The organism is Acidovorax sp. GW458-11-26-14-TSB4 (assembly GCF_059423865.1).
The window spans coordinates 275751-299866 of the sequence record NZ_JBWKYR010000004.1; the positions used below are offsets into that span (position 1 = coordinate 275751).

The window sequence follows — 24116 nt, forward strand, 5'->3', positions numbered from 1 at the left end:
ATGACGATGGCCTTGTTGGCGCCCAGCGAGTTGGCGGCGCCCGGCGTTGGCAGGGTGAGCGTGGCATTGTTGCCTGCCGCGTCCTTGATGCTGCCGCCATTCAGTGCGAGGGCAGTGGTCGACAGGGTATCCAGGTCAATGCTGGTGTCACCGGCCTGCACGGTGTAGTTGAAGACCAGCGTGCTGGTGCCGTTGCCCGAGGTGTAATTGAGCACCTGGTCGGTGGCACCGGTCTCCAGCGTGAGCTGGGGCGTGCCGGTGACGGTGACGACCTCGCTGAAGTTGACCTGGACGGCAATGACATCACCCACCTTGTAGGTGCCATTGGCCGTGCTGGAGGTCACGCCGGACACGCTCGGTGCGGCGGTGTCGACAATGATGTTCTTGTTGGCGCCCAGCGAGTTGGCTGCGCCGGGGCTGGGCAGGGTGAGCGTGGCATTGTTGCCTGCTGCGTCTTTGAGGGTGCCGCCATTGAGCGCCAGGGCCGTGGTCGACAGATAGTCGAGATCACCGTTGCTGTCGCCGGCCTGCACGGTGTAGTTGAAGACCAGCGTGCTGGTGCCGCTGCCCGATGCGTAGCTCACCGTCCGGTCGGTGGCACCGGTCTCCAGCGTGAGCTGGGGCGTGCCTGTGACGATGACGTTCTCGCTGAAGTTGACCTGCACGGCGATCACGTCGTCTGCCTTGTAGCTGCCGTTGGCCGTGCTGGACGAGAGGCTGGACACGGTGGGCGGCGTGGTGTCCACGGGGCTGTCGGTGGCGTCCAGATCAACGACGAAGTCCTTGAGCAGGAACACCGTCTGCATGGCAAAGCCATTGATCTCTACATCAGTGACGGTGATCTGGTTCTGGATGGAGTAGGTACCGCCGCTGGAGCCGTTGCTCGACATGTACAGGGTATTGGTACCACCGATGATGGACGAGGTGGCGGCGACGAAATTGATCGATCCTTGCGGACCGAAACCCGGGTCTCCGCCCGTGCTCGAATTGGTGACGACGATGGACTTGCCGCTGAAGTCGTTGTTCGCGCCGGTATCGGTGATGGTGATCTGGAAGTCGCCATTGGCCGAGGTCTCCACGAACTTCAGGCCGCCGCTTTCCTGGGTGATGGTGAAGCCACTGGCGGAGCTGACCTGGAAGCGCACGCCGCTGATCGTGAAGTCGCCGCTGGCCAGCGAGCCCGAGCTGATGGCGCCCGCGAGGTTGATGGTCTGGTCCGCCAGCACCGCCGAGAACTGGGTGTACTGCGCCCAGTCCGTGGAAGCCTGCACCGCCCCGGTCTGGCTCTCCAGCACCCAGTTGCCGCCCTTGGCGGCATTGCCGGTGAGGTCGGTGGACGCGGCCACGTCGGCACCCGTGAGGTCGGCCAGGGCCTGCACGAAGGCCTGGCCCTGCGCTCCGGCCGCCACGTCGCAGCCGTAGAGCAGGATGTCGCCGCCCGCAGAAAGCGCCTGGCCCAGTGCCTGCCACTGGGCCAGGTGGGCGTCCAGGTTCGCCGCATTGACCGTGGCCGTGCCCAGTTGCAGGGAGCCGGGGGCGCCGTGCGAGACGATGTGGATGGCGCCGATGTCCTTGCGCCCTTCGACGTAGCTGGCCATCTGGGCCAGCGCATCGGCATTGCCATCGAGCCGCACCACCTCGGCACCCGCCGGGGCGGCGGCTGCCAGTGATTGCCAGTCGGGCAGCGTATCCAGGATGAAAACGATGTCGGCGGCCGAAGGCGTGAATGGGGCGGTGGTTTGTTCCATGGGCAAATCAGGGAAAGGGGATGGCGCAACGCCCACAAGCGGCAGGCACGGCAAGGTGTCAAATGTTAACGAATTGCAACTTTATCGCTATAAGCGCATTTTGCGTGCACGGTTCTTGACAAGCTTGTGTAAAGCCCGCAGGCGGCATACGACCGAAGCGCCCAAGAAAAAAGGCTTCCCGAGGGAAGCCTTTTCAAAGGTGAGCCTGCAGCAGCCCGCAAGGGCCGCCGGGATTGCTTACACGCGCTTGCGGTACTCGCCCGTGCGGGTGTCGATTTCGATCTTGTCGCCTTGCGAAACGAACAGGGGCACGGGCACTTCGAAGCCGGTGGCGATCTTGGCGGGCTTCAGGACCTTGCCGGAGGTGTCGCCCTTGACGGCGGGTTCCGTCCAGGTGATTTCGCGCTCGACGCTGGTGGGCAGTTCGACCGAGATGGCCTTGCCGTCGTAGAACACGACTTCGAGGGCCATGCCGTCTTCCAGGTAGTTCAGTGCGTCGCCCATGTTTTCGGCTTCGACTTCGTACTGGTTGTAGTCGGTGTCCATGCAGACGTACATGGGGTCGGCGAAGTAGGAGTACGTGCAGTCCTTCTTGTCCAGGATCACGTTGTCGATCTTGTCGTCGGCCTTGAACACGTTTTCGGTGCCGAAGTTGCCGATCAGGCTCTTGAGCTTCATGCGCACGGTGGCTGCGCCGCGGCCGCCACGGGCGTATTCGGTCTTCAGGACGACCATGGGGTCCTTGCCGTGCATGATGACGTTGCCGGCGCGGATTTCTTGAGCGATTTTCATAGCAGTTTGGTTGCTTGGGTTGGGGCCGCTCAACGCGCTGGCTGCAAGGTCTGCAGGGCCGGCGCATGTTCCGCGGCGGGATTGCGCGGGGTGCGGGCACCGGGGTGCCGCGCTGTGATTTGCGCAAAGCCTTGGATTTTACCTTTTTTCCTGGATAAAACCTACCAGTTGGTCCACAAGGCTGCTTTGTGCTGCCAGGCGCGCCCGCGCCGCCTGGATGCAGGCGGTCCATCCGGCCAGCGTTTCGCCATCCGGAAGCACCAGCGGGCCGTGGCCGGGGATGCCGTTCCACGCGGCGTGGAAGTCGCGCAGCGAGGCCGGAGCGCCCAGCCAGTCGAGAAAGGCCGCCAGCTTGGCATGGTGGGCGCCGTCGTCCTGCGGGTAGATGTGCCAGACCAGGGCCTGGCCGGCCCACAGGGCCCGTACCAGCGAATCCTCGCCGCGCACGGCGTTGAAGTCGCAGGCCCACAGCAGGTCGTCAAAACCCTGTTGTTCGGTGGGGTGCAGGTACTGCAGCTGCAGCGGGCCGTGCCCCGCCGGCAAGGTGGCCAGCGCGGACTGCACCGCCGCCGTGGCGCGGCCGGGCGTGACCAGCAGGCGTGTGGGCACGGCACCGGGCTGCATGGCCTGGGCCAGTAGCGCGGGCAGGGCAGGGGGCTCGTAGCAGAACAGCGACATCCAGCGCTGGGGAGCCGGCCCCAGTTCTGGCTGCTGGGCGCGCCAGGCGGCGGCAAAGCTGGCGGGGCGCTGGGTGAGCAGGCCGGGCTCGCGCAGCAGGCCGCCCGTGGCGGGGGTGAAGCCGGGGTAGAAGAACCAGCGCGTCCAGCCCCGGGCGGGGCCCGACATCACGAGCGAGGGCAGGCGGTGGTTGCGCTCCACGTACGACTCGGCCGAGAGGTATTCGAGGTTGATCCACACCGGTTGCCGATCGGGCTGATGGTGGGATGCGCGCCCCACGGCCCAGGCCAGGAAGGGCTCGGGGATCTCGCAGCCAAAGGCCTCCACCAGTACATCGGGTGCGGCCTCGTGCGCGCCGGGCCATTCGCCGCCCCAGGGGCGCAACCCCACGCCCGGGTGGCCTGCGGGCGCCATCCAGGCCAGGGCCGAGGCATCGTCCACCCACAGGCGCACGCGCTCACCGCGCGCGGCCAACTGGCTGGCCAGGCGCCAGCACACGCCGATGTCGCCATAGTTGTCGATGACCTGGCAGAACACGTCCCACTGCAGGGGGGCTGTCGTGGCGCGGGTCATGCAGAAGGGCCCTCGGCAGGCGCGCGCAGGTGGTCCACCAGCAGCCGCGCCACGCTCGACAGGGCTTCGCCAGAGCGCACGCACAGCACCAACTGGCGCTGCGCCCAGGGTTCGTTCAGCGTGACCACGCGGATCGGCTGCGTGCCCTTGTACAGGGCGGCGCTGCCGCGCGGCATGACGCCCACGCCCAGGCCGGCGGCGACCATGAGGCACATGGCGTCGTAACTGGTGACCTGCATGCGCAGGCGCAGCGGCAGCCCGGCCTCGGACGCAGCCTTGGTGAGCTGGTTGTTGATGGCGCTGCCCGGGTGGGCACCCACGAAGTCGTGCGGCAGCACCTCGGCAAAGCGGGCTGCCTTGCGGCGTGCCAGCGGGTGCTCGCGCGGCACCACCAGCACCAGTTCGTCGGTGCGGTAGGGCAGCTGCACCACGCGGTCGCCGTACTGGCCCTGGTTGAGGATGCCCACGTCGGCCGCGTTCTCGGCCACCGACTGGGCGATGGCGGTGCTGATCTGCTCCTGCAGCCGCACGTCCACCTGCGGGTGCAGGGCCATGAAGCGCTGCAGCTGCGCCGGCAAAAACTGCGTGATGGCCGAAATGTTGGCCACCACGCGCACATGGCCGCGCACGCCGGCACCGTAGTCGCGCATCTGCGTGGCGATGCCATCGAGGTCGTTGAGCACGCCGCGCGCCTGGTTCAGCAGGGCATAGGCAGCGGCCGTGGGCTCGGTGCCCTTGTTGCTGCGGGTGAACAGGGTGACGCGCAGCGCGTCCTCCAGGTCGGCCAGCCGCCGGCTCACGGCCGATGCGGCCAGGTGCTCGCGCGCGGCGGCGGCGGCGATGGTGCTTTCTTCCATCACGGCAACGAACAGGCGCAGGGAGACGGGGTCGAGTTTCATGGGGGCCTCATGGTAGCAAGGCGCCCGGCGCCGCGATGGGGCCAGGGCAAACGTGGCCGGGCACACAGCCCGACAATCCCACCCTGGCTTGCAGTGGGACGCCGTTTCACGCAGGGCCCCAGATTTTTCTTGACCCCTCCTGCGATGCCTGCCACTGTCTACGTTCCACTGGAGGTCACAGATGTTCACCGAAAAAATCCCCTCAAACAGCCACATGGCTTTGCGCAGGGCGAGCGACTGTCACGATATCCGACAGGCGTACACGGGGTTTATCGCTTCGCTCAAACAGGCAACAGGTTTACCCGACGTGGGCTTCTTTGTCGCGGATGTCGGGCAGGATGTGGTGATCACCACACCTTCTGGCGAGTCATCTCCGTATCTGTTGATCTGCAGCGATGGCGCAGACGCAGTGTGGGGCCGCGTCCTTTTCCTGGCGCTTGATCCAATTACTGGCAACAAGCTGCCCATCTTCGCGGTGCGCCTGCGCGCTGATGCCGTGGTGCTCAATGACGAAGGGACTCGGGAATGGGAGCCGAGTTTTAAGGAGGGTGATCCTTTCAATCAAATCGAGATACAGCAACTGGTCTATGAATTGATGTACGGTCAGATCGCGTTCAACAGCAAAGGGCTGACTCCTGAAAATTCCTGAGGTTGTGGTGCGAGCGTGGGCCAGATTGCGGGCTTGGTGAAGATGGCATGAACCCGTGGACTGCCATCGCGCCCGGTACGGCTCCCTGCCGCAATCCGGGGCCAGCGCGGGGGGAGATGAATGAGCTTCGGTGGCAAGGCATGCTTCGCGTCGATCACCCACCCGCGCAGCAGGTTCGCGCTCCAACCATGTGCCGCTGCGACTGCGGCCATCGAGATACCAGGGCGCGTGTGCCGCGCGATCGTGATGCAGCCCGGCCACTTCCCTGAGGCCTGATTGCCTGGCGTTCCCGTCCACTGCGTTGGCGCTCGGCGTGTCGGGGCGTGCCATGCCGGTTTGCGATGGCGGCCTGTTGCATGAGCGTTTTGCAGCGGGTTCATCTGTGCACATCATCATGCTCCATGACCAGCAGGCCTGATCCCGCAGGCCGCGAGATATTGGAGACGAGAACACGATGGGTTCCACACCTACCGCCCCGGCCGCGATCGCGACAGGCCTCACCCCCGCCGCCCTGCAGGGCGTGCGGGTGATCGAGATGGGCCAGCTGATCGCCGGGCCTTTCTGCGGCAAGACCCTGGGCGACTTTGGCGCCGAGGTCATCAAGATCGAAGCCCCGGAGTCGGGCGACCCGCTGCGCAACTGGCGCCTGATCAAGGAGGGCACCTCCGTATGGTGGCAAGTGCAGTCGCGCAACAAGCGCTCGGTGGCGCTGGACCTGCGCCAGAAGGAGGGCCAGGACATCGCCCGCCAGCTGATCGCCGAGGCCGACGTGCTGATCGAGAATTTCCGCCCCGGTACGCTGGAGGGCTGGGGCATGTCGCCCGAGGAGCTGCACCGCATCAACCCCGGGCTGGTGATGCTGCGCATATCGGGCTATGGACAGACCGGGCCCTACCGCGACCTGCCGGGCTTTGGCGCCATTGGCGAGGCCATGGGCGGCCTGCGCCACCTGACGGGCGAGCCGGGCCGCGTGCCGGTGCGCGTGGGGGTGTCCATCGGCGACACGCTGGCCGCACTGCACGGCGCCATCGGCGTGCTCACGGCGCTGTACCACCGCAAGGTCAACGGCGGCCAGGGCCAGGTGATCGACGTGGCGCTGCACGAGGCCGTGTTCAACGTGATGGAGAGCCTGATCCCCGAGTACAGCGCCTTTGGCGCGGTGCGCGAGGCCGCGGGCAGCGCGCTGCCGGGCATTGCGCCGTCCAACGCCTACCCCTGCACCGACGGCTGGGTGCTGGTGGCCGGCAATGGCGACAGCATCTTCAAGCGGCTGATGCAGGCCATCGGCCGGCCCGACCTGGGCGCCGCGCCCGACCTGGCCGACAACGCAGGCCGCGTGGCGCGCGTGGACGAGATCGACGCCGCCATCGGCGCCTGGAGCGCACCGCTCACCGTGCAGCAGGTGCTCGATGCCCTGGGCACCGCCCGCGTGCCGGCCGGCAAGGTGTATACCGCGCGCGATATCGCCGAAGACCCGCACTACCAGGCGCGCGACATGCTGCTCACGCAGCAGACGCGCGATGGCTACAGCGTGCAGGTGCCGGGCATCGTGCCCAAGCTGTCGGCCACGCCAGGCTCCATCCGCAGCAGCGCGCCGCACCTGGGCGACGACACCGATGCCGTGCTGGCCGAGGTGGGGCTCACGGCCGAACAGATCGCGCTGCTGCGCAGCAAGGGGGTGATCCAATGAGTACCGCAGTGAACACGACGGGCGTGTGGGCCGGTGCCGGCAAGCGCATCCACATGCAGGAGGTGGGCCTGCGCGACGGCCTGCAGATGGAGAGCGCCTTCGTACCCACCGAGGACAAGATCGCGCTGGCCAATGCGCTGTCGGATGCGGGCCTGGCCAAGATCGAGGTGACTTCGTTCACCTCGCCCACGGCCATACCCGCCCTGCGCGATGCCGAGGTGGTGATGCGCGAGATCACGCGCCGCCCCGGCACCGTGTACACCGCCCTGGTGCCCAACGTGCGCGGGGCCGAGCGCGCCATCGAATCGCGTGCCGACGAGCTCAATCTGGTCATGTCGGCCAGTGCCACGCACAACATCGCCAACCTGCGCATGACACAGGAGCATTCGTTTGCCGCGCTGGCCCAGGTGGTGGCCACGGCGCAGGCCGCGCGCGTGGCGGTCAACGTATCGCTGTCGTGCGTGTTCGGCTGCCCCATGGAGGGCGAGGTCGCGCCAGGCGCCGTGTTCGGCTGGGTGCAGCGCTTTGTGGACCTGGGCGTGGGCGGCGTCACGCTGTGCGACACCACGGGCATGGCCTACCCCACGCAGGTGGCGGCCATCACCGCGGCGGCGCGTACGCGCTGGCCGGGCGTGGAGTGGACCCTGCACTTCCACAACACGCGCGGCATGGGCCTGGCCAATGTGCTCGCGGCCATCGAGGCCGGGGCCGACCGCTTCGACGCATCGCTGGGCGGCCTGGGCGGCTGCCCCTATGCACCCGGCGCCAGCGGCAATGTGTGCAGCGAAGAGATCGTGCACGCGCTCGACTGCATGGGCTACGCCACGGGCGTGGACCTGCCCCGTCTGCTGGCTGCCGCGCAGCGCCTGCCCGCGCTGATCGGCCACGACATCCCCAGCCAGATCGCCAAGGCCGGGCCGCGCCTGGCGCTGCACCCGGTGCCGGGGGATTTCGAGGCGATCAGGGAGCGCGCCCTGGCGCGTGAGAAAGAGCTGGTGGGGGGAGGGCGTGCCGCATAGCCCACCCGCTTTTCAGCGCTGTTCTGGTTCATTCATTCCAATAAGACGACAGGAGACAAAGCCATGATCGATTCGAGAACCACATTGCACAGGCCGCGCAGGCTGCTGCTCGCAGTGCTGCTGTGCGGGGCCGCATTCAGCGCCGCCGCACAGGACACGGGCAAGTTCCCCGGCAAGCCCCTCACCGTGGTCGTGCCCCAGGCCGCGGGTGGTGCCAACGACGCCATTGCACGCGTGCTGGCGCAAAAGCTCGGCGAGCAACTGGGCCAGTCGGTGGTGGTGGAGAACCGGCCCGGCGCGGGCGGCAACGTGGGCACGGCCTACACCGCCAAGACCAGGCCCGATGGCTACACCCTGCTGGTGACGGCCGATAGCGCCCAGGTCATCAACCCCTGGCTGTACAAGAGCACGGGGTTCGATCCGGTCAAGGACTTCGAGCCCGTGGCGCCGCTGGCCACGGCGGGTTATGTGCTGGTGGCGCACCCGTCCTTTCCGGCCAAGAACATGGCCGAGCTGATCGCCGTGGCCAAGGCCAGCCCGGGCAAGTACGCGATTGCCTCGGCCGGCAACGGCACGCTCAACCACCTGATCGGCGAGATGCTGCAAAAGGCCGCGGGCATCGAGCTGCAGCACATCCCCTACAAAGGCTCGGCCGCCGCTGCCACCGACGTGGTGGGCGGGCAGGTGCCGCTGTCGGTGCAGAGCCTGCCTTCGTCCATCGCCTTCATCAAGGCCGGCAAGCTCAAGGTTCTGGGCGTCGTCAACGAAAAGCGCGTGGCCGCGCTGCCCGATGCGCCCACCATGGGCGAAACGCTCAAGGGCTTTGGGCAGACACCGTGGTACGGCATGTTCGCCCCCGCCGGCACCCCGTCCGCGGTGATTGCCCAGCTGCAGGCCGAGGTGGCCAAGGCGCTGGACAACAAGGACGTGATCGACAAGCTGGCCAATGTGGGCTGCGAGCCGTTCAAGGGCACATCGGCGCAGCTGGGCACGCTGGTCAAGGACGACCTGGCGCGCTGGCAGAAGGTGGTTCAAGAGACAGGTGCCAAGGTGGACTGATCACCACCGCATTCACCCCATTCAGGCATTCAATTTTTCATAACTCAGAACGGAGACAAACCTCTCATGAAAGCAACCCGCAAACAATTCACCCTGCTGGCCCTGGCCGCCCTTTGTGCAGGCAGCGCCTTCGCCCAAGGCGGCACCTACCCCGCCAAGCCCGTCACCCTGGTCGTGCCCACGGCCGCGGGCGGCACCACCGACCTGTCGGCGCGCATGCTGGCGCAGGCGCTGGGCCCGGTGCTGGGCCAGTCGGTCATAGCAGACAACAAGGGCGGCGGCAACGGCGCCATTGCGGCCAGCGCCGTCAAGCGTGCCGAGCCCGATGGCTACACCCTGCTCATGCAGTACTCGGGCTACCACGTCATCTCGCCCCACCTGACCAAAGCCAAGCAGTGGGAGCAGAGCGACTTCCAGCCCGTGGCCAACGTGATATCGGCCCCGCAGATCATCGTGGTGCGCAACGACCTGCCGGTGAAGACCCTGGCCGAACTCATTGCCTACGCCAAGGCCAACCCCGGCAAGCTCAACTACGCCTCGTCGGGCAACGGCTCGCTGCAGCACGTGACCGGCGCCATGCTGGAGCAGCAGGGCGGCGTGAAGATGGTGCACGTGCCCTACAAGGGCACCGGCCCCGCGCTGCAGGACCTGCTGGGCGGCCAGGTGGACCTGACCTTCGGCACCGCGCCGCCCTTCATGCCGCACATCGCCGCCGGCAAGCTGCGCGTGCTGGCTGTTACCGGCAAGGAGCGCCTGCCCAGCCTGCCCGAGGTACCCACCACGGCCGAGGCCGGCTACCCCAAGGTGGACGCCACCTCCTGGTTCGCCGTGTTCGCGCCCGCCGCCGTGCCCAAGCCCGTGATCGACAAGCTCACCGCCGACATCCGCACCGTGGTGCAGAGCGCCGCCTTCAAGCAAAAGGCACAGGAGCAGGGTGCCACGGCTGATTACCAGACGCCACAGCAGCTGGGCGAGAAGACCAAAACCGAGCTGGCCAACTGGGCGACGGTGGTGAAAACGTCCAAGATAGAAGCCGAGTAAAGACAGAGCGTCAACCCGGCTGCCCGTTCAACCGTTGAACGTGCAGGCCGCAAAACGCCAGAAGAGGGCCCGCCATGTGCGGGCCTTTGCCGTTGCGCGGTCTCCCGTCAGCATCGAACTCCTGGGCCTGTTGGCCCTCCAACGACCATGCAGCCATCCGCCATCTTCTCCATAGCGTCTTCGCCATCTTGTGTGCGTGGTGCCATGCTTGTGGCCCTGGTGGCCATCGCCACGGCCGGCATCCTGGCCCCGGCGAAACAGGTCCATGCCCAGGGCCTGGGCTGCGGCGGCCGCCTGGTGGGCGTGGGCGAGTCGCGCGCCAGCCTGGTCCTGAAATGCGGCCAGCCCTTTGCCACCGATACCGTGTGCATCCGCATCCCTCGCGTGGCCTGGACCGTGCCCTTGCACCCGCGCGAGGCGCCGCGCCAGGTCGTGACCGAGCAGTGCGAGTACGTGGACGAGTGGACCTACCACCGTGGCCCAGGCAACTTCATGTCCGTGGTGCGGCTGCAGAACGGGGTGGTGGCGCAGATACGGGATGGGGACCGGGTGCCGTGAGCGGCGGCCCCCGCCCGTCAAGCCCCTTGCGCCTGTGACAGGTCGCCGAAGCGCGCCAGGCAGTGCCACACCTTCTTGAGCGCCTGCGGATCGTGCCGCCCTGACGCCACCGCATCGCCGATGGCGGCCGGCGTCAGCACGCCGTTTCGCGCGAATTGGGCGCCCAGCGCGGCAATCTCCGCGCCCCGGTAGTCCGGGTGCTGCAGCAATGTTTCCACCTCCAGCCGAAAGCCTGCATGCCATTCGATGGGGCAGGGCATCTTGTATGCCAAGTCCTCTAGAGGAGTGCCGCGAAAGCTCGGGTCCAGCACCAGCGCCTCCACATCGCGGGCCAGCAGCACGGGGCCGTGGACATGGGCCTCGATGTAGTCGTCCAGTGGATCGCTCTGGCCGCCTTCGGCCAGCGTGATCAATTGCGGGGCGTGGTCTGCCGTGCCGAAATGCTGCGGCTCGAACACGCTGTCGGGGTAGCAGAACGTGGCGCGCTGCAGCGCCTCGGGGTTGAGGCGCAGGTACGAGGAGCCGAAGCGCGGTGCCGCGCCCGTGGGCAGGGCGCGAAAGTTCAGCGCACCGTACTTGGGCCGCTCGCCAGGGGCCGCGCCATCGTAGGCCCTGCCGAAGATGCGGCTCTCCCATTTCCACCGGTCGCCGCCCTCGTGCGCGGTGAGGCCGCCGTTGCTGGTGCGCGTCTCGAACTGGGACTTGTAGCAGCCGTCGTCCAGTAGGGCCTGCAGCAACGGCCGGCCCTGGCTCCAGCGGTCAGGGTGGAATTGCAGGGTGATGCGTGCGGCGTCATCGAGCGGCTGACCCTCGCTGTTGCTGCTGTGTGCACCGACATGCCGCAGGGCGAGGTCCTGCGGCGATCCAGGGGCTATTGCGCCATGCGGCGGGGAGACCGGCACAACGTACCTACCGTGGCATCAAAGCAGGCGGCTCACTGCTCATCCTGCGCATAGATCTGCGGCGCCACCCCGAACACCCCCGCCAGCAGGTCGCGCACCTGCGCATAGCGGGGCTGCCTGGCAATGAGTTCCGCCATGCGCGGCGGGCAGGGCCGCAGGTTGATGAAGATGCCGAACTGGCACAGGCACATGAACGACACCTCCGGCATGGGCGCGTTCTCCCATTTCAGCAGGGCATTGCCTTCGCGGGCCGCGTCGATGACCAGCTCCATCAGGTTGCGCACCGGGTGCCCCGCGGGCAGGGCCAGCTTGTAGCCGTAGTCGCCTTCGATGGTGGACCAGTCGTACAGATCCGTCGCAAAAGGCAATGAGCGGTTCTGGTAAGTCTGGTAGTGCTTTGCGACCTCGTCCACCGTGCGGAAGGTGATGGTCTGGAACAGGTCGTGGAAGTGGTCGCCGACGATGTCGGGGTCCACCTGGGCGTCTTCTTCGGGCGTGCGCGGGCTGTTGGTCAGATCGCTCTTCAAGAACGCATCGATCTCGGGGCGCAGGGTGTCGAGGGACAGGTAGCCGGCGCTGATCAGCGCGTTCAGCAGCTTCGTGAATTCGGCCGTACCCATGGCCTCGAAGTTGGGTTTGCCCAGCACTACACCTGTCATCGGAAATCCTTGTCAACCATGGAAAGCGTATTGTGTCCGCCCGTGCGCGTTCTCCACCGCAACCCAGGCGCCGGTGCCGCAAGCTTGCCGGGCGTCATGCCGTGGGCATCTGCCACGCCGCCAGCGCGGCCTGCAGTTCCTCGTCGAATTGGTGATGTACCGCCGCCTGCCCACGCGTGGCCGCCAGGTGCGCCAGCAGCGCATGCACGGCACTGCGCTGCGCCGGGTTGCACCAGGCCAGCAAGCGGTTGTCGCTGCCGTCCCAGGCCAGGTGCAATACCAACTGGTCCGCATACCAGCTGTGCTGGGGCCACACGTCGGGCAGCAACGCAAAACGCGCCAGGACGGGGAAGAAGTAGCCGATGCCGTCGGCGCTCGAAAACGTGATGGGATCCCAGCCCGCGTTGCCCAGGTCACTGCGGCGCAGCGTATCGCGCGTACGGGCGCGCAGCGTGTCGTCGTGCTCGCGGCACTCGTCGCAATGCGTGCGGTCGGTAAAGTGATCGGGCTTGTCCACGCCGGCAAAGGCGGCTTCCACCTGCGCAAGAACGGCTTCGTCCGCCCCGGCCTGGGGCCAGGCGTGGGCGCAGTGCAGCAGGTGCGCGACCCAGGCTGTGGCTTCGGCGTCGGTGCACTGGGCGAAGTAGCTGAACTCGCCGGCGGCCAGCGTTTTGGAGCCATTGGCGAGCGCGCGCACCACGGCTTCAAACTGCGCCTCGGAGGGCGTGAAGACGATGGTGGTGGTGCCGCAATGCGGGCAGGGAGCCGTCATGCGCTGGCCGGCGCCGCCCGGCAATGGGTGCCCAGCGTGTCCGTGCAGGGGGCCAGCCAGTGGTGCACGGCGGCATTGTGCTTTGCGGCGGCCCGGTGTTGTTCGAGATCGCCGGTCCCTGCGGGTGGCCGCCCTTGCATGGCGGCACGCATCAGGGTGCGAAGGTCACGCTGGCCAGCCCCTGCAGGTCGGCGGTGGGCGAGGCCGATGTGGTCAGGCTGTAGAGCACGCGCTTGGTGCTGTCGGGCGCTGCCCATTCGAAGGCGAGGGTGTGGGCGGTGCCGTTGTGGGGCGTGGCGGATTTCGAGTCCTGCACCTGGCGGGACACCATGGGCGCAGGGGCCTCGGCCGCCATTTTCTTGAACCAGGCCAGGCTCTGCGGCACGCCCACCCGGCGTGCGTACACGGCGCAGAGGTTCTGGCCATCGGGGATGGCCACCACGAAGCTGCCATGCGGGTCCGGCACCGGCCAGGCCTTGCCGGCCTGGCCCTGCAGGAAGTACGCTGCCTTGTCGGCCGGCATGGTGGGCAGCGGTGCCAGCTTGGTGCGCAGCGCAGCCAGGTTGCTCGCGTACTTTGCGCAGGTGGTGGCGAAGATATTGGCAAACGATTCGGCCTGCTGCTCGGGCGTGCTGGCGCCTGCGCTGCCACCAGCGCTGGCGGGCGCCGCCGCTGCGGGCTTGGCCGGGCCTTGTGCGTAGGCCTGGGCGGACGATATGGCGAACGCCACGGCAAGCGCCGAAAGCAAAGGGCGGGCAGGGAAGAGGGCGTGCTTCTTCGTCATGGGGCTGTATCCACGGGTCTTGTGTGCAGGGGAGAGAACAAACAACGGGCGACCACGGCTGGCTGGCTGCCGCAGGGTCGGCGCAACACGCCATTGTGCCAAAGCAGGCGGGGCAGCGCCCCAGGCCCTGCGCGGGGTGGCCGACGGACCGTTGCCAGGCCCCTCAAAGAAAAAAATCTACCGCCATCGCTGACGGTAGATTGCATGTGTTTATTGTTGCGTTGCTGCGCCCCGTGCCGTGCCATCCCTGCCACGTCACTGCGGCCGGCGGGCCGGCAGTTGCCTGCCAGCCCGCGGACGCCTGCGCTTTCTCCCAGGTTTCCCGCTCTTTCTTTTGCTTACGATTCTAGGAGGGTGGGGCGCTGTTGATGAGCCCCCAAATGGGTGATGGGCGCTTGTGCCATGAAGCTGCCATGGCACCCGCGAACACCCCCTGGACCGTCTATGGCGCGCCCGCCTCCGGCTCGATTACCATCGAGGCGGCGCTGACCCTGTTGGGCACACCCTACAAGCTGATCGATGGCATCACTTGGGCCGACAGTGCGGCCCGCGAGCGCGTGGCCCCGGTGAACCCGCTGCGGCAGATACCCACCGTGGTGCTGCCCGGTGGCGAGGCCATGACCGAAAGCGCCGCCATGCTGATCCACCTGGCGGACCTGCACCCCGAGGCGCACCTGGCGCCCGCGCTGGCCGACCCCCGGCGGGCCCGGTACCTGCGGTGGATGGTGTACGTGTCCTCGGCCATCTGCTCCCTGCACTGGATCAAGCCGGACGTGGGCCGCATCGGCGTGCCGCCGGCCGCGCGCGATGGCGTGGTCCACGCCGTGCACGAGCGCATCGCCTTGTGCTGGGCCCACATGGATGGCCAGTTGAGCCCGGGAACCTACCTGCTGGGCGATGAACTCACGGTGCTGGACCTGTATGTCACCGTGGTGTCCCGCTTCGGTCCGTGGCGGCAGCGCTTCTGCGAAGTGGCGCCGCGCATGGCGCCCGTGGTGCAACGGGTGGACAATGAGCCGCGGCTGCAGGCGTTCTGGCGCGACCGGTTTCCGCTGGATGGACAATGAGCGCGCTCGTCCGCCGGCCTGACTGCCGACCCAGCCGATCACCCCCGCCACACCCTGGACCCCCACCACCATGCTGAGCTACATCACCCTGGGCGCCAACGACATGCATGCGTCCGAGCGCTTTTACTCTGCCTTGCTGGAGCCGCTGGGCTACCGCAAGCGGGCGGACAGCGAGGGCCTGGAATTCTCGCTGCCCGCCGCAGCCAGCGATGGAGGCCCCTGTGTGGTCTATGTCAAGCCGCCGTTCGATGGCCAGCCGGCGACGGCGGGCAACGGGTCGATGGCGGCGTTCCGTGCCGCCTCGCACGACAGCGTGCGGCAGGTGCATGCGGCGGCGATCGCCGCTGGCGGCAGCGACGAAGGCCCGCCGGGCTTTCGCGCCGCCTACAGCAAGGATTTCTTTGTCGCCTATGTCCGCGACCCGGTGGGGAACAAGATTGCGCTTTTCTGCAATGGTGAAGCGGCTCTTCGGGGCTAAGCCCTCTGGCGCCGCAGCTCCCGATGCCAGCCTGCGGATCACCGTGACCCGGCAGGCCTGCTGCGCCGCCGATGACCAGATGGGCCCGCTGGAGGCCGTGTACAACCTGGCGCAAGACGCCACCCTGGCCGAGTTGCTGGAGCGCATCCAGGCATCGAGATTCCTGCAGTTCTCATCCACGCACAACCGGCTGTCGGGCGAGGTCGATGGGGTGTGCGTGGTGGAGGTGTTCGCGGGTTGGGGCCGGAGGCCGCAGTTCCATGCGGACCCGCAGGCGCCGGTGGGCGCGGTCATCGGGCCGCGGACGCTGGAGTTCTGCTTTCGTCTGACGACGGCGGCGGGCGCAGCGCCGTCTTGCCAGAACCGCTGCGCTCAGCTGTGCTGCCGGCTGCTCAGGCCGCGTCGGGCTGAAGCTGCACGTCCCAGGCTTCCACGATTTCGGCCAGTTTCGGGCTGCGCTTGGTGCCGATCTGCAGGCCTTGCGCTATCGCCGCAACGATGTGCTTGGCACCCAGGTCCATGCTGGGGGGCGCATCGGTGGAGCTGAGCACGTCCCTGGCCCGCAGCAGGAGCACGCCGGCCTCTGCAATCAGATCGCTGCGGTCGCCGCTGAAGAAGTCATCGCCGATGGGCTTGTGCTTGTCCAGCCGCGCCTTGATCGCGTCGGAAAAGAGATCGGGCACGGCCTTGTGGAGGCTGAGGAAGAACTTTTCGTTCGCCTGCAGCGAGCTCAGGGTGTGCCGGTACCTGGTGGGCAGGTGCGGCGCATAGGTCCGGATGGCTGCCGCCAGCTCCTGCTGGGCGCCGACCCGGGCGGCGACCCCGGTGGGGGACTCGAACGCTTCCCTGACCAGCGCGAGCTTGGCCTCTGAAGCCAGGAGCGCCGCGCGCAGCTGGGCGACATGCTGTTCATAGCGCACCCTCGTGAAGGCCGTACCCTCGTTGAGTTCGTACAGCTTCCAGCTGAGCGCGCCGCAGGCCGCCAGGGCGGCAACGATCACGAAGATCACGATAAGCGCTGTGGACATTTGGGGCCGGATTGGTGGGGGAGGACGGCGCAAGCATACAGGGTGTGCCGATTGGGTGGTGCGCAGAGCGCCGGTGTGCGGCTGCGAACCGCGCGTGCGTTACGCCCCGCCTGGCGGCTGCCATGCCTGCCCTGGGTGGTTGGCGTACCAGGTGCGCGCGTCGTGCTGGCTGAAGATGGTGGTCCACTGGCCATCGCGCTTGAAGGCGGCACCGCCCCAACTGGCGAGCAGCAGCACGCCGTCACGCGCGGCGAGGTTGCCGCCCACGTGCTGGAATTCGTGCTCTACGTCCTCGGGCACTACCAGGTGGTCACCTTCCAGCACCAGCAGGCCCTGGTGCGTGCCTGCCCAAAGCCGGTCCTCGTACCAGACCAGGTCCTGGATGGGGAAGGCCAGCCGCACCTTGATGTTCAGCCTCTGCCACTGGTCGCCCCGGCCGCGAAAGAGGGTGGTGCCGGCGGCGATGTAGACGTTGCCATCGCCCGCGCAGCACACGGCAGACAGGCCCCACTTGCTGGGGAAGCGCCGTTTGCGCCACTGCGTTCCGTCGAAGTGCCATACGTCCCCGGGATCACCCACGGCGTACAGGTCATTGGCATCGAAGCGGTCGAAGTCTTCGAAGCTCATGCCCTGGGGCTTGGGGATGGGCTCGCCCAGCAGCTCCCAATGGCCTGGGGCTTTGCGCACGAACACCTGGCGGGTGGTGGTGCAGGCCATGAGTTCGGCACCGAAACTTTTCGCACGCTTGATGCCACCAGTCATGGGGCCGCCCTCGGCAAAGGGCGCCATGCGCGGCTGAAAGCCGTTGCCGCCATTCACGTCCTTCATCCACACCCTGGACTGGGAGTCCACCACGGCAATCCGGGATTCCGGCGCATGCACCATGGCGCACATGCTGCGACCCAGCCCCGTCAGGTGCATGTGGCCCCAGGGCTGGTCGGGCTGGTTCAGGCGCAGCACGAACAGGCGCTTAGCCATTTGGCCCTCCGAAGGTCCGCCCCTGCGCTGGCGCGCGGCAGGCATCTGCGTGGCGTCCTCGCGGGCCAGGATGTAAAGGGTGTCGCGGTCCTGCACCTCGCAGTCGATGGGCTCGTACCCGCCCATGCGGGGGTTGAGGATGTCGGGGGCAATGCTCATCGGTGCGGGCTCGTCGTTTGCGGCAAACCACGCATGGTACCTGCCGCGGTGCCGGCCCGGGCCTCAGCGACCCTGCAACTCGGTCTTGCGCTCGATGACCCGCGACACCAGCCCGTAGTCCACCGCCTCCTGGGCCGACAGCCAGCGGTCGCGTTCGATGTCGGCCAGCACCACTTCGAGCGGCTTGCCGGTCTCGCGCGCAATGGTGCGGGCAATGCGCTGGCGCGCCTTGACGATCTCCTCGGCCTGGATGGCGATATCGCTGGCCGGCCCGCCCGCGCCGCCGCTGGGCTGGTGGATCAGAAAGCGCGTGTTGGGCAGGCAAAAGCGCCGCTCGCGCGGGGCCGCCAGGTACAGGTGGGTAGCGGCGCTGCCGACCCAACCGGTACCGATCATGTTCACCGGTGCGGCGATGAAGCGCACCACGTCGTGGATGGCGTCGCCCGATTCGAGGTGGCCGCCGGGCGAGCTGACGATGATGTCGATGGGCTCGGGGCCTTCGGCGTCCAGTGCGATCAGGCGGCGCGTCACATCGGCGGCTGTCACGTCGGTCACGGTGCCGAAGATCAGCAGCGTGCGCGCCTTGAAGGCCTTTTCCTCCAGGTAGGAGGTGCGCGGCTCGGTGGCGCTGGAGGGTGGTGGGGGAGGGGTGTCGTCTGCGGCGTAGTACATGGGAAAACAGTCCTTAAGTCAGGGCCTGTTGACACTAATTTCGCGACCCCGAAATTAGTGTCAACAGGCCCCAGATGGGATGAACTGCCTTGACGAACGGGGCCCGGGTTTCGTGACAGGGGGCCTGCAGCATGGCAACCGCCGAGCCCTGGGGAGCAAATGCCCCTGGAACGGTACTTTCATGCGAAATGGCTTACACCGAGAGGGGCGACGCGTCATCTTCAGACACCTGGAGACGCGCGCCGGCGGCGCAGCCGCACCGCGCGCGCATCCACGGCGATAGGCAGCGGGCCCTGGCGGGGAGGCGGCGGGCCCCCCACCTTTCAGCGGTTGGGTTGTGGCGTGGCGGCGTAGTTGGAGGCGATGGCCTGGACCACCGCGCCGATCAGCGCCGGGTCGGCCGGCTGGCCGGGGAGCACCTCGCGCACGATCTGGAGGGCGTACTCCAGTTGTTCCTTGGCCAAGGCCGCGGCCATGGCGTTGCCCCGCTTTTCGCTGGGCGAGGCACTGCGGATATCGAAGGACATTGGAGCTTTCGTGAAGTTGCAGGACGTAGTATGAACCGGATTGTCCGGGGCTGCCTTGCCCTGTGCCTGCCCTCACGCCTGCGGGGTCAACGCGGCAGACGCTGCGCCTGGCCAGGGCCTTCGCGACCCCGAAATTAGTGTTGACAAGCCCTAAAGCGCTTGCCGGCAGCAGGCCCGCAGAGCAGGGTCTTTGGTCCCGCCGCAGGGCCAAATACCATGCCGGATGGGATAATTTCGAAGGCGGGCCGCCCATGCACCACTCTCCCGAACTCCCCGAAAACCTCATCAGTGTCCACAGTGCCACGCGCACCTGGGGCTGTGTGAACGTGGTCCTGGCGGAGTTCACCTGCTCGGGCCGGGTGATGTACGAAGTGCCGCACCGGGAGGAGTCCCGGATCGGAATGATCCTGGACGAGGTCGGTGCCTACCGCTCCGAACCCCGGTTGAAGCAGGGGGCCAGGTGTGCAGTCGATTACAGGCCGCGGCAGCTGAACCATGTTCCTGCGGGGATGGGTATCTGGGGCTTCAGCGAGGACATCCGGTATGCGCGCGACATCCGCCTGTGCTTCGATGCGAAGCGGCTCGGTGAGCATTGCCAGGTTCAGGACCTCGCTGCCGCATCGGTTCCCCGCCTGCGCTTCTCGGATGAGCCGATGTCCAGCCTGCTGCACCTGATAGCCGGCGCCGTGGTGGACCCCGATCCTTCCTCGCAGTTGTATGGGGATGCATTGGTCACGGCCGTCGCTGCACGATTCTTCGGTCAGGCCAAGAAGGCGCCGGCGAAAAGCGCGTCCAGGTTGTCGCCCACCCAGTTGCGCCAGGCGATAGGCTACCTGGATGCGAACCTGCCGCAGCGCGTGGACCTGGCCACCCTGTCATCGCTGGCCGGGCTGTCGCCGCACCACTACAGCCGGGCATTCAAGGGCTCAACGGGCCTGGCGCCCTACCAATGGCAACTCCAGGCGCGGATTGAACGTGCCAAGGCCCTGTTGTTGGGCACGAACCACCCCTTGGAGCGCATTGCCGAGGCCACGGGGTTCGCGGACGCTGTGCATTTTGGCCGGATTTTCCGCAAGCAGACGGGCGCAACGCCGGCCGCCTGGCGCAAAGACCGCGGCGCGTGACTGCGTGACCCCGCGAGGGCGGCCGGTGCTGCCGCGCCATCATGGTGAATCAGCAGCAAGTTCAGTCCTCCCGCCGCACGAACAGACAGTGCCAAGGTTTGCGGCCCACCGTACATTCATTTTTTTGCGTCTATGGCGCACCTACACCCAAAGGATGAATGTGATTGATTTGACTGGAAAGCGTGCCTTGGTCACTGGTGGATCCCGTGGCATTGGCGCGGCGATTGCGACCGCCCTGGCAGAAAACGGCGCCGACGTGGCCTTCACCTACCGCAGTTCGCCCGATAAGGCGCTGGCGGTGGCAAAGTCCATCGAAGGCACCGGGCGCCGTGCGCGGGCCATCCAGGCCGACAGTGCGAACCCTGAGGCCATTGCTCGCGCGGTGGATGAGGCGGTGGCGGCGCTGGGCGGCCTGGACATCCTCGTCAACAGCGCCGCGATTGCGCACAGCGGCCTGATCGCGGACCTGGACCTGAAGGCATACCAGACCTTGATGGACACCAATGTGCGCGCCCCTGTGCTGTTCGCCAAAGCCGTGATTCCGCACCTTTCCGAAGGCGGGCGCATCATCTCCATCGGCTCGGGCCTGGCCGAGCGTGTGCCCTTCCCGGGCGTCACCGCCTATGCGATGACGAAGTCGGCGCTGGTGTCCTTCACGCGCGGGCTCTCGCGTGAGCTGGGGCCCAAGGGCATCACGGTGAATCTCGTCAATCCGGGCTCCACCGATACGGACGCCAATCCTGCGGACGGCCCGGCCGGCGATTTCCAGCGCAGCATGACCTCGCTGGGGCGTTTTGCCCAACCCCGGGAGATCGCCAACGCGGTCGTGTTCCTCGCCAGCGCCGCTGCCAGCATGGTCACGGGTGCGACGCTGACTGCAGACGGCGGGGCACTCGCCTGATCCGGGAGTCCGGCGGCGTCGTTTGTGGCGTGCAGGGAGAGGCTCCCTCAATGCCGAGGGGGCGAACTGCCTTGGTCCGGGTCGGGTGACAGGGCCCCAGCAGAATGTGTGCTGCCATGGCAAGATGGCCGGCATGCACGATGAGCGCCACCCCCTGCCCCTGACCGACCACGCGGCACGCCGCAGCCTGGTGCGCGCCGCCGCGCGCCTACTGGGCCCGACCGAGGCCGAGGACGCCGTGCAGGACGCCTATGTGCGCGTGCTGGAGTCGGGCACCGGCACCGATGGGCTGAATGCTGCCCAGGCCTGGCTGCACACCGTGGTGCGCAACCAGGCCATCGACCGGTTGCGGCGGCGCCAGTGGATGGAGCAGTGGGTGGCCCAGCTGAACGAGGCGGGGAGCCCCGCGCTGGCGGTGGCCCCCTCGGCCGAGTCCGACGCCGCGCTGGCCCAGCAGTCCACGCGCGCGCTGCGCATGCTGGCAGCCCGGCTGGCGCCGGCCGATGGCGCCGCCGTGCTGCTGTACGAGGTGTTCGAGGCCAGCCATGCCGAGCTGGCCCGGGCCGGCGGCAGGACCGAGGCCGGCAGCCGCCAGCAACTGCGCCGCGCGCTGCTGCGGCTGCGGCAGGCCGAACCCGACGGGCATGGGGCCGACGAAGCCACGCTGGGTGTCTATCTGCAGGCGCTGCAACTGCGTGACCCGCGGGCCCTGTGGGCCATGCTGGGGCAGCCGCCGCTGCGTGCGGTGGCGCAGGCTGTGTCGTCGGTACCGGTTGCATCCGCCCCGTCCACCACGGCCTGCGGCATCGTCCAGGTGGGTGGCCAGCTGGGCCTGGTGCTCACGCTCGATGGCGTGCGGCTGTGCGTGCTGCCGCTGGGCGTGCGGGCGGTGTGCGACCAGGACCTGGAGCCCGTGGCGCTGTAGGCCCGGTTCAACCCGGCCGGCAATCTAAGAACGTTTTTACGATCTTTACGGGGTCGCGTTGGGGCGCAATCGGGATGAGTGGATGCTTCGGATGCGCCGCATGGGCTCATGCCCATGCAAGCAGCCGGGGCCTTCAATCGCCCGATTTCGCCCCAACCCTTCGGGCAAGTGCCTTGGCGGGCGGGCTGCGGCGTTGCGGCGCTTGCCAATAGCCGAGCTATTGGCTGCACCCCGCGCCTTGCATCCCATCCCGGCAAGGTACTTGCGCGACCCCGTGAAGATCGTAAACACGTTCTAAGTGCAGGGCCACGATGTCCGATTGCGGCAGCCGGCATTGGCCGCGCAGCGCCCATTGCTGTGCCAGGCCGGGTTCGAAGGTGGGCACGCCTTCGCCCAGCAGCACGTTGGCAATGAGCAGGTGCAGTTCATCGACCAGGCCGTGCGCGAGCAGGTCGCAGTACAGCAGGTGGCTGCCATAGATCAGCAGATCCGGCCCAGGCGCGGCCTTGAGCTGGCGAATGTGCGCATGCGCCTGCGCGCGCGGGACCACGGTGGTGGTGCCGGCCCAGGGTGCGTCGGGCCGCAGCGCCAGGTGGTCGCTGACGAGCAGCTTGCGGGCCGCATCCACACGCTCGGCGATTTCACGCTGCACCGGGTCGCTGCCCGGGCCGCGGTCCACCTGGGGCCAGTAGCCCTCGAACATGGGGTAGGTGGTGGCGCCGAAGAGCAGGGTGCCGGCGCGGCGCAGGCAGTCGAGGTTGTGCGCGTCGAAGGCGGCACCCATGGGCAGGCCGGTGAGCGTGCCGCCGGGGCCGGCGCAGTAGCCGTCGAGTGAACTGAGGATGCTGACGATGAGCTGGGCCATGGAAAAAATCTCCTGAATGAACCACGCGCCCGGCCTGTCCGGGGCGTGTCATTGCTTTGGAGACATGCCAGGGAGCGAACTCATCGGTCTGGCGAGCTCTTTTTCAGGAAAGTTGGTCGGGCATGCCGAAGCGGCGGCAGACGGCCGGGTCGATGAAACTGTCGATGGATTCGATCAACGGCTCCCCCTGGTGCAGGCGCAGCAGCACCACGCCGCCGGGGCTGAAATGGTCTTCACCAGGCTGCTGCATGTAGCAGGCAAAGCCCTGGTGGCCGTTGCCATGGAGCGGCTGCAGGCGCCAGGGCGTCTGGAACACCCGCTCGGCAAAGAACGCCAGCACCATGGGGCGGCCGCTGAACCATGAGGGCAGTGGCGGCATGGTGAAGCGCGCATCTTCGGCCAGCAGGCGGGACATGGCGGCGATGTCCCGCTGTTCCCAGGCGGCGACGAAGCGCGCCAGCAGGCCATCGAACCCATCCTGCCTACCGGGTGGCGGTAGCGCCTGGGCTGCGGGAATGCGCTCCCGCACCTTTTTTTGCGCGCGCTGCAGGGCGCTGTTGACCGATGCGACCGAGGTGCCCAGCAGCTCGGCCGCCTCTGCCGCCGAATACTCCAGCACCTCGCGCAGCAGCAGCACGGCGCGCTGGGTGCCGGGCAGGTGCTGCAGCGCGGCCACAAAGGCCAGCGCCACATGCTCGCGGCGCTGCAGGGCGGCGGCCGGGTCCTCTGCAGCGGTGGCAGCCCACTCCGCATCGGGCAGTGGCTCCAGCCACACCGGCCCGGCCACGGGTTCGCCCAGCTCGGCCGTGCTCAGCAGGGGCGGGCCTTGGTCCGCCGAGGTGATGCGCCGCGGGCGCTGCGCCATCAGGCGCAGGCAGACATGGGTGGCGATGCGGTACAGCCAGGTGCCCAGCGCGCTGCGCGACTCGAAGCCGGCCAGGCCGCGCCAGGCGGCGAGCAGGGTCTCCTGCAGCGCATCATCGGCATCGAAGGGCGAGCCCAGCATGCGGTAGCAGTGGGTGTGCAGCGGTCGGCGGTGCGGGCCCACCAGCCGGTCGAAGGCGGCGGTGTCGCCGGCACGCGCGCGCTGCAGGTACTCGGCCTGGGCTGCGGCGGGGTCTGGCGCGGTGTCGGGGTGCATGGCGCATTCTGACGCCTGCGCACCCCATGGTGCTCTGGCCGGTTGTGCGACTTCTGCAGTGGGGCTGTGGGTCTTGCCCGTGGGGGCGCTTGCGCCGGCGGGTGCTGCACGCTCCACCGGCGCATCCACCACCACCGCCCCTTCGCCCACGGCGCCTACCAGCACGGGGTTCAGGTCCTTCGAGGCAATGGCTCCGTTGGCGCCCACCATCACCGCGCCCACGGCCACGGCGACTGGGCCAGGGCAGCCACGTCGAGCGGCGGGTCGCCGCGAACGCCGGCGAGCAGGGCGGGCGATGCCCAGGGTGTGCAGGGCCTCGATCACATGCACGCTCCACGGAGGAGGTGCTGGCGCCGTCATGGCTGCGGGTGACGACGGATCGGGATCGGGCGGCAGGGGCATGGCAGTGCTTCTCGGTGTTTCTTGGG

The 24116-nt window shown here is 67.8% G+C and carries 25 protein-coding genes; 11 read left to right on the forward strand and 14 right to left on the reverse strand.

What is annotated here, in order from left to right:
- The 4 genes from AC07X5_RS11805 to AC07X5_RS11820 form a co-directional block, all read right to left on the reverse strand.
- The coding region (locus AC07X5_RS11805) for a DUF4347 domain-containing protein (protein ID WP_494770298.1) at window positions 1–1748 on the reverse strand (1748 nt) is incomplete at its 3' end.
- A 237-nt stretch (window positions 1749–1985) separates the two neighbouring features.
- Window positions 1986–2540, reverse strand: coding sequence for an elongation factor P (gene efp / locus AC07X5_RS11810; RefSeq protein WP_007852467.1), 555 nt, complete (start codon window positions 2538–2540; stop codon window positions 1986–1988).
- A 138-nt stretch (window positions 2541–2678) separates the two neighbouring features.
- Entirely contained in the window at window positions 2679–3791 is a 1113-nt protein-coding gene (earP, locus tag AC07X5_RS11815; protein WP_494770299.1) for an elongation factor P maturation arginine rhamnosyltransferase EarP, read from the reverse strand.
- Entirely contained in the window at window positions 3788–4690 is a 903-nt protein-coding gene (locus AC07X5_RS11820) for a LysR family transcriptional regulator (RefSeq protein WP_494770300.1), read from the reverse strand. The genes earP and AC07X5_RS11820 overlap by 4 nt, the downstream gene beginning before the upstream one ends.
- A gap of 181 nt (window positions 4691–4871) precedes the next feature.
- Between AC07X5_RS11820 and AC07X5_RS11825 the strand changes: the two genes are divergently transcribed.
- From AC07X5_RS11825 to AC07X5_RS11850, 6 genes are all read left to right on the forward strand, one after another.
- Window positions 4872–5339 (forward strand): hypothetical protein, encoded by a 468-nt coding sequence (locus AC07X5_RS11825; RefSeq protein WP_409959668.1) that lies wholly within the window; start codon window positions 4872–4874, stop codon window positions 5337–5339.
- A gap of 454 nt (window positions 5340–5793) precedes the next feature.
- A complete protein-coding gene (locus tag AC07X5_RS11830; protein ID WP_494770301.1) occupies window positions 5794–7029 on the forward strand; it encodes a CaiB/BaiF CoA transferase family protein in 1236 nt (411 codons plus the stop codon).
- A complete protein-coding gene (locus AC07X5_RS11835; protein ID WP_494770302.1) occupies window positions 7026–8048 on the forward strand; it encodes a hydroxymethylglutaryl-CoA lyase in 1023 nt (340 codons plus the stop codon). The genes AC07X5_RS11830 and AC07X5_RS11835 overlap by 4 nt, the downstream gene beginning before the upstream one ends.
- Before the next feature lie 63 nt (window positions 8049–8111).
- On the forward strand, window positions 8112–9107 hold the full coding sequence (locus AC07X5_RS11840) for a Bug family tripartite tricarboxylate transporter substrate binding protein (protein ID WP_494770303.1): 996 nt from the start codon (window positions 8112–8114) through the stop codon (window positions 9105–9107).
- A gap of 66 nt (window positions 9108–9173) precedes the next feature.
- Window positions 9174–10148, forward strand: coding sequence for a Bug family tripartite tricarboxylate transporter substrate binding protein (locus AC07X5_RS11845; RefSeq protein WP_494770304.1), 975 nt, complete (start codon window positions 9174–9176; stop codon window positions 10146–10148).
- A 204-nt stretch (window positions 10149–10352) separates the two neighbouring features.
- Window positions 10353–10706 (forward strand): DUF2845 domain-containing protein, encoded by a 354-nt coding sequence (locus AC07X5_RS11850; RefSeq protein ID WP_494770305.1) that lies wholly within the window; start codon window positions 10353–10355, stop codon window positions 10704–10706.
- 17 nt (window positions 10707–10723) lie between these two features.
- On the opposite strand, the gene AC07X5_RS11855 is transcribed toward AC07X5_RS11850, so the two are convergent.
- From AC07X5_RS11855 to AC07X5_RS11870, 4 genes are all read right to left on the reverse strand, one after another.
- On the reverse strand, window positions 10724–11608 hold the full coding sequence (locus AC07X5_RS11855; protein ID WP_494770306.1) for a DUF3626 domain-containing protein: 885 nt from the start codon (window positions 11606–11608) through the stop codon (window positions 10724–10726).
- A 32-nt stretch (window positions 11609–11640) separates the two neighbouring features.
- Complete coding sequence (locus tag AC07X5_RS11860) at window positions 11641–12267, reverse strand: hypothetical protein (protein WP_494770307.1); 627 nt, start codon at window positions 12265–12267, stop codon at window positions 11641–11643.
- Window positions 12268–12361: 94 nt separating this feature from the next.
- Window positions 12362–13039: a hypothetical protein gene (locus AC07X5_RS11865; RefSeq protein ID WP_494770308.1), complete on the reverse strand. Its 678-nt coding sequence runs from the start codon at window positions 13037–13039 to the stop codon at window positions 12362–12364.
- Window positions 13040–13190: 151 nt separating this feature from the next.
- On the reverse strand, window positions 13191–13823 hold the full coding sequence (locus tag AC07X5_RS11870; protein WP_494770309.1) for an NMCC_0638 family (lipo)protein: 633 nt from the start codon (window positions 13821–13823) through the stop codon (window positions 13191–13193).
- 413 nt (window positions 13824–14236) lie between these two features.
- Here AC07X5_RS11870 and AC07X5_RS11875 point away from each other — a divergent pair, with 413 nt between their 5' ends.
- Together AC07X5_RS11875 and AC07X5_RS11880 are read left to right on the forward strand one after the other, a co-directional pair.
- Entirely contained in the window at window positions 14237–14890 is a 654-nt protein-coding gene (locus tag AC07X5_RS11875) for a glutathione S-transferase family protein (protein ID WP_494770310.1), read from the forward strand.
- A 70-nt stretch (window positions 14891–14960) separates the two neighbouring features.
- Window positions 14961–15368, forward strand: a complete 408-nt coding sequence (locus AC07X5_RS11880) for a VOC family protein (RefSeq protein WP_494770311.1) — start codon at window positions 14961–14963, stop codon at window positions 15366–15368.
- Between the two features lie 392 nt (window positions 15369–15760).
- Here the strand turns inward: AC07X5_RS11880 and AC07X5_RS11885 are convergent, their stop codons facing one another.
- From AC07X5_RS11885 to AC07X5_RS11900, 4 genes are all read right to left on the reverse strand, one after another.
- On the reverse strand, window positions 15761–16396 hold the full coding sequence (locus AC07X5_RS11885; RefSeq protein WP_409962830.1) for a hypothetical protein: 636 nt from the start codon (window positions 16394–16396) through the stop codon (window positions 15761–15763).
- 99 nt (window positions 16397–16495) lie between these two features.
- A complete protein-coding gene (locus AC07X5_RS11890; RefSeq protein ID WP_494770312.1) occupies window positions 16496–17533 on the reverse strand; it encodes a beta propeller repeat protein in 1038 nt (345 codons plus the stop codon).
- A 63-nt stretch (window positions 17534–17596) separates the two neighbouring features.
- Window positions 17597–18205 carry an ATP-dependent Clp protease proteolytic subunit gene (locus AC07X5_RS11895; protein WP_494770313.1) on the reverse strand — a complete coding sequence of 203 codons (609 nt, stop codon included), beginning with the start codon at window positions 18203–18205 and terminating at the stop codon, window positions 17597–17599.
- Window positions 18206–18528: 323 nt separating this feature from the next.
- Window positions 18529–18732, reverse strand: coding sequence for a hypothetical protein (locus tag AC07X5_RS11900; RefSeq protein WP_409963619.1), 204 nt, complete (start codon window positions 18730–18732; stop codon window positions 18529–18531).
- Window positions 18733–18983: 251 nt separating this feature from the next.
- Between AC07X5_RS11900 and AC07X5_RS11905 the strand changes: the two genes are divergently transcribed.
- From AC07X5_RS11905 to AC07X5_RS11915, 3 genes are all read left to right on the forward strand, one after another.
- Window positions 18984–19856, forward strand: coding sequence for a helix-turn-helix domain-containing protein (locus AC07X5_RS11905; RefSeq protein ID WP_494770314.1), 873 nt, complete (start codon window positions 18984–18986; stop codon window positions 19854–19856).
- A 154-nt stretch (window positions 19857–20010) separates the two neighbouring features.
- A complete protein-coding gene (locus AC07X5_RS11910) occupies window positions 20011–20757 on the forward strand; it encodes an SDR family NAD(P)-dependent oxidoreductase (protein ID WP_409963623.1) in 747 nt (248 codons plus the stop codon).
- A 133-nt stretch (window positions 20758–20890) separates the two neighbouring features.
- Complete coding sequence (locus AC07X5_RS11915) at window positions 20891–21682, forward strand: RNA polymerase sigma factor (protein WP_494770315.1); 792 nt, start codon at window positions 20891–20893, stop codon at window positions 21680–21682.
- Between the two features lie 217 nt (window positions 21683–21899).
- On the opposite strand, the gene AC07X5_RS11920 is transcribed toward AC07X5_RS11915, so the two are convergent.
- Window positions 21900–22547, reverse strand: a complete 648-nt coding sequence (locus tag AC07X5_RS11920) for a dihydrofolate reductase family protein (RefSeq protein ID WP_494770316.1) — start codon at window positions 22545–22547, stop codon at window positions 21900–21902.
- A 103-nt stretch (window positions 22548–22650) separates the two neighbouring features.
- Window positions 22651–24090: an RNA polymerase subunit sigma-70 gene (locus AC07X5_RS11925; RefSeq protein ID WP_494770317.1), complete on the reverse strand. Its 1440-nt coding sequence runs from the start codon at window positions 24088–24090 to the stop codon at window positions 22651–22653.
- Between the last annotated feature and the right edge of the window lie 26 nt (window positions 24091–24116).

Coding starts and splice junctions, on each gene's coding strand:
- AC07X5_RS11895 (WP_494770313.1), bottom strand. CDS start 18,205: ATGTACTACGCCGCAGACGACACCCCTCCCCCACCACCCTCCAGCGCC.
- AC07X5_RS11860 (WP_494770307.1), bottom strand. CDS start 12,267: ATGACAGGTGTAGTGCTGGGCAAACCCAACTTCGAGGCCATGGGTACG.
- AC07X5_RS11875 (WP_494770310.1), top strand. CDS start 14,237: ATGGCACCCGCGAACACCCCCTGGACCGTCTATGGCGCGCCCGCCTCC.
- earP (WP_494770299.1), bottom strand. CDS start 3,791: ATGACCCGCGCCACGACAGCCCCCCTGCAGTGGGACGTGTTCTGCCAG.
- AC07X5_RS11880 (WP_494770311.1), top strand. CDS start 14,961: ATGCTGAGCTACATCACCCTGGGCGCCAACGACATGCATGCGTCCGAG.
- AC07X5_RS11915 (WP_494770315.1), top strand. CDS start 20,891: ATGCACGATGAGCGCCACCCCCTGCCCCTGACCGACCACGCGGCACGC.
- AC07X5_RS11830 (WP_494770301.1), top strand. CDS start 5,794: ATGGGTTCCACACCTACCGCCCCGGCCGCGATCGCGACAGGCCTCACC.
- AC07X5_RS11835 (WP_494770302.1), top strand. CDS start 7,026: ATGAGTACCGCAGTGAACACGACGGGCGTGTGGGCCGGTGCCGGCAAG.
- AC07X5_RS11840 (WP_494770303.1), top strand. CDS start 8,112: ATGATCGATTCGAGAACCACATTGCACAGGCCGCGCAGGCTGCTGCTC.
- efp (WP_007852467.1), bottom strand. CDS start 2,540: ATGAAAATCGCTCAAGAAATCCGCGCCGGCAACGTCATCATGCACGGC.
- AC07X5_RS11825 (WP_409959668.1), top strand. CDS start 4,872: ATGTTCACCGAAAAAATCCCCTCAAACAGCCACATGGCTTTGCGCAGG.
- AC07X5_RS11900 (WP_409963619.1), bottom strand. CDS start 18,732: ATGTCCTTCGATATCCGCAGTGCCTCGCCCAGCGAAAAGCGGGGCAAC.
- AC07X5_RS11920 (WP_494770316.1), bottom strand. CDS start 22,547: ATGGCCCAGCTCATCGTCAGCATCCTCAGTTCACTCGACGGCTACTGC.
- AC07X5_RS11910 (WP_409963623.1), top strand. CDS start 20,011: ATGAATGTGATTGATTTGACTGGAAAGCGTGCCTTGGTCACTGGTGGA.
- AC07X5_RS11925 (WP_494770317.1), bottom strand. CDS start 24,090: ATGCCCCTGCCGCCCGATCCCGATCCGTCGTCACCCGCAGCCATGACG.
- AC07X5_RS11850 (WP_494770305.1), top strand. CDS start 10,353: ATGCTTGTGGCCCTGGTGGCCATCGCCACGGCCGGCATCCTGGCCCCG.
- AC07X5_RS11885 (WP_409962830.1), bottom strand. CDS start 16,396: ATGTCCACAGCGCTTATCGTGATCTTCGTGATCGTTGCCGCCCTGGCG.
- AC07X5_RS11870 (WP_494770309.1), bottom strand. CDS start 13,823: ATGACGAAGAAGCACGCCCTCTTCCCTGCCCGCCCTTTGCTTTCGGCG.
- AC07X5_RS11890 (WP_494770312.1), bottom strand. CDS start 17,533: ATGAGCATTGCCCCCGACATCCTCAACCCCCGCATGGGCGGGTACGAG.
- AC07X5_RS11845 (WP_494770304.1), top strand. CDS start 9,174: ATGAAAGCAACCCGCAAACAATTCACCCTGCTGGCCCTGGCCGCCCTT.
- AC07X5_RS11905 (WP_494770314.1), top strand. CDS start 18,984: ATGCACCACTCTCCCGAACTCCCCGAAAACCTCATCAGTGTCCACAGT.
- AC07X5_RS11820 (WP_494770300.1), bottom strand. CDS start 4,690: ATGAAACTCGACCCCGTCTCCCTGCGCCTGTTCGTTGCCGTGATGGAA.
- AC07X5_RS11865 (WP_494770308.1), bottom strand. CDS start 13,039: ATGACGGCTCCCTGCCCGCATTGCGGCACCACCACCATCGTCTTCACG.